This is a genomic window from Sulfurovum sp. bin170, assembly GCF_010892395.1.
In the GTDB taxonomy this organism is placed as follows: Bacteria; Campylobacterota; Campylobacteria; order Campylobacterales; family Sulfurovaceae; genus UBA1140.
This window is the reverse complement of record NZ_JAACKB010000203.1, coordinates 1-2,744: the sequence shown is the minus strand read 5'-3', so window position 1 is coordinate 2,744 and position 2,744 is coordinate 1. Positions and strand designations below refer to the sequence as shown.

Sequence of the window (2,744 nt, the reverse complement as noted above, 5' to 3'; positions counted from 1 at the left end):
TTAGCCTTCAAGACTATAAATCAGAAAGCCTTTCAAATTCAGACTTGTTGGAGTCTGCTAGTTAGGAAGCCTCTAGCTCTTTAGCTAGGGGTAGTTCACGGTTGAATACTTTGATAAGTTCCTTCTAAAAATATAGCTAAAAGAATCAAGAGACTAATTCCTGCTGGTTTACTATAGAGCTTATTAGCGGTAATATATATAAGCATAATCGTTGCTACGGTCATTGTTGCAATATCAAATATGGTAGTTTTTATAGTTAAATCTATTGCTATTGGATTTGGAGATACAAGTGCTGATAGACCAATTACCAAAGTTATATTTGCTAGGTTAGAACCGATAATATTACCTATAGCCATATCAACTTTACCTTTGATAGATGCGGATATAGATACTACAAGTTCTGGCAAAGAAGTACCAAAGCTAATTAATACAATAGCTATAACTCTATCACTAATACCAAAGTCTGTAGCGATACCAGAAGCACTCTCTACTGTAAAGTGAGCACCACCGACAACCAATATAAGACCAACTGTAAGTAGTGGAATGGTTTTTAGCCAATTAAAATATTTCTCTTGCTTTATCTCTTCTATAGCTTCATTTTCTAATACAGGAGCATCATTAAGCAAAAAGAGTACATAAGCAGACATCAATAATAGTAGCAGTATAGCATCAAATCTACCAATATGACCATCTATACTCATTATAATAAACAGCATAATAGGCACTAATGCCCAAGTGGTATCTTTTGCAAAAAAGTCTCTATTTGGTTTAATGTTTTTTGTTATTATAAATATAAGTGCAAGGACAAGAGTTATATTGAAAATATTACTTCCTATCGCATTGGCGAGTGCCATCTCAGGCTTATTATTAAAACTAGCGGCCACACTTGCTGCTACCTCTGGAAGAGATGTACCTAGAGCAATAACAGTTGCTCCTATAACAAACTCTGATATGTTAAAATGAAGAGCTATTCTCTCACTCTGATTAACTATAAAGTCTGCACCAACTATCAATGCCCCTATTGCCAAGATAAATATAACAAAATCCACTAACTCTTCTCCGTTCTTACTATTAGACTATTTGGAAGATTAAACTTTTGTATAAGAGCCTCCTCCTTAGCTCTCATATCTCCACTATCTATCTCATGGTCATAACCCAAAAGATGTAGTAGACCATGTATAAATAGTAGCGATAACTCATCATCCAACTCATGTCCTAAAGTCTCAGAACTATCTATGATATAATCAGCAGATATTACAATCGAACCTAAAGGTATATGCTCAAACTTACTATTCACCAAGTCACTGCTTAGTGGAAAGCTCAATACATCTGTAGGAGAATTTTTCCCACGATATTTTAAGTTGTATTGTTGAATAGTAGGATTATAGCATATAGTTAGGTCAATCTCTCTTGTTGTTAGACTATTAGCAATAGTCTCTAAATGTTTTTGGTTAATCTCTAGTGTTGTTTTGTTTTCAATATTTAACATGCTGTGAAGTTTATCTAATTGGTTGGCAAGATATGTTTAAAATGAATTAATCTAATAGAGATCTTGCAAAACTAGGAAACGAAAACTTTAGTTTTGCCTCTTTCGGGGCTAAAGCCTCCGATTCTAAATAAATTTTGCAAGAAGTCTAATCACTCTTATACAAAAACTCAATACTAGAGCTATTTGGTGGTTGTAAGATAATATTCGTCTCAAAGCTATCACTATGGTCAACTCGTACTTTTACCCCATCTCTACCGTTATTGTGTTGATAGATTACAGTGATATTGTCAGAGATTTTTTCGCCTATCTCTACAGAGAGTCTCTCATCTATCCCTTGACCCAAGAGGAGGTGGTCTACACTAATCCCTAGACTCTTCATCAACTCTTTTGCAAAAGTTCCACCCAAAAGAGCATATAGTTCTGTTCCACTTCTGTTTCCTGTTCCAGTAGAGTCAAAGAGAATGAGTGAGAGTATCTCTTTTTGTGTCAGATATGGGTCGGAGTTGAAGTTTATGATTGGGTCATCTGTTGTTCCTGATATAAAAATTTGAATATTGTACTGCTCTTTTATGTAAGTTGCTTTTATCTCCAAGAGAGGCTTTTGTGGGTTACCTGAGAAGTAGATGTGACTCTTATCCAGATAGAAGCGTTTATCATCTTGTTGGTAGTACCCACTGTTAATAGTTGTTGTACCTAGAAGTTTCAAATCTCTGTTATAATCTTTTATCAAAATAAGACTATTTGTAAACTCTATATTTATATCATCTGTAATATATTTTAGAGGTTTGTCATTCTCTATAGTGATTCTCATTTTGATACTATTCAAGGCACTTTTCTCTTTTTCAAGCAACTCTTGGACTATCATAATATCACTATCCTCTGAAATACCAGAGCCAACAGCCTCATATGTGATGGTGTTGCCAAAGGGGTTTATCGTCCCATCTATAAAAAGTCTCTCTCTATCTAATTTTAATATCAAATCATATCTACTAACCAAATCAAAATCTCTATTTTTAAAAGAGAAATTAGCAGAGGCAATAGCAAACTCACCTTTTAGAGTATCTATATTGTACTCCCCATGAACCAATGCTTTCTCTTTTAGCCAAACTCTATCCACATAGATAACGCCATCTCTATAGCTTAGATAGGATTTTTTATTGGAATAGAAGTGACTTATGTAGTCGTTATAGAACTTAAAGTTATATCTATCAACCTCTATATTATCTCTATCTATAGAGAGTTTTCCAGATAGTGC

The 2,744-nt window shown here is 34.1% G+C and carries 3 protein-coding genes; all 3 read right to left on the bottom strand.

What is annotated here, in order from left to right:
* Positions 1-95: 95 nt before the first annotated feature.
* Entirely contained in the window at positions 96-1,049 is a 954-nt protein-coding gene (locus GSY74_RS04725; RefSeq protein ID WP_164663953.1) for a calcium/sodium antiporter, read from the bottom strand.
* Positions 1,049-1,489 (bottom strand): rRNA maturation RNase YbeY, encoded by a 441-nt coding sequence (ybeY, locus tag GSY74_RS04720; protein ID WP_164663952.1) that lies wholly within the window; start codon positions 1,487-1,489, stop codon positions 1,049-1,051. Before ybeY ends, GSY74_RS04725 begins: the two co-directional genes overlap by 1 nt.
* Before the next feature lie 145 nt (positions 1,490-1,634).
* Positions 1,635-2,744, bottom strand: a 1,110-nt coding sequence (locus GSY74_RS04715; RefSeq protein ID WP_164663951.1) for a translocation/assembly module TamB domain-containing protein, incomplete at its 5' end; no start/stop codon positions are given.

What these genes read in the sequence shown, in the direction of transcription:
- ybeY (WP_164663952.1), bottom strand. Translation starts at nt 1,489, where the DNA reads ATGTTAAATATTGAAAACAAAACAACACTAGAGATTAACCAAAAACAT.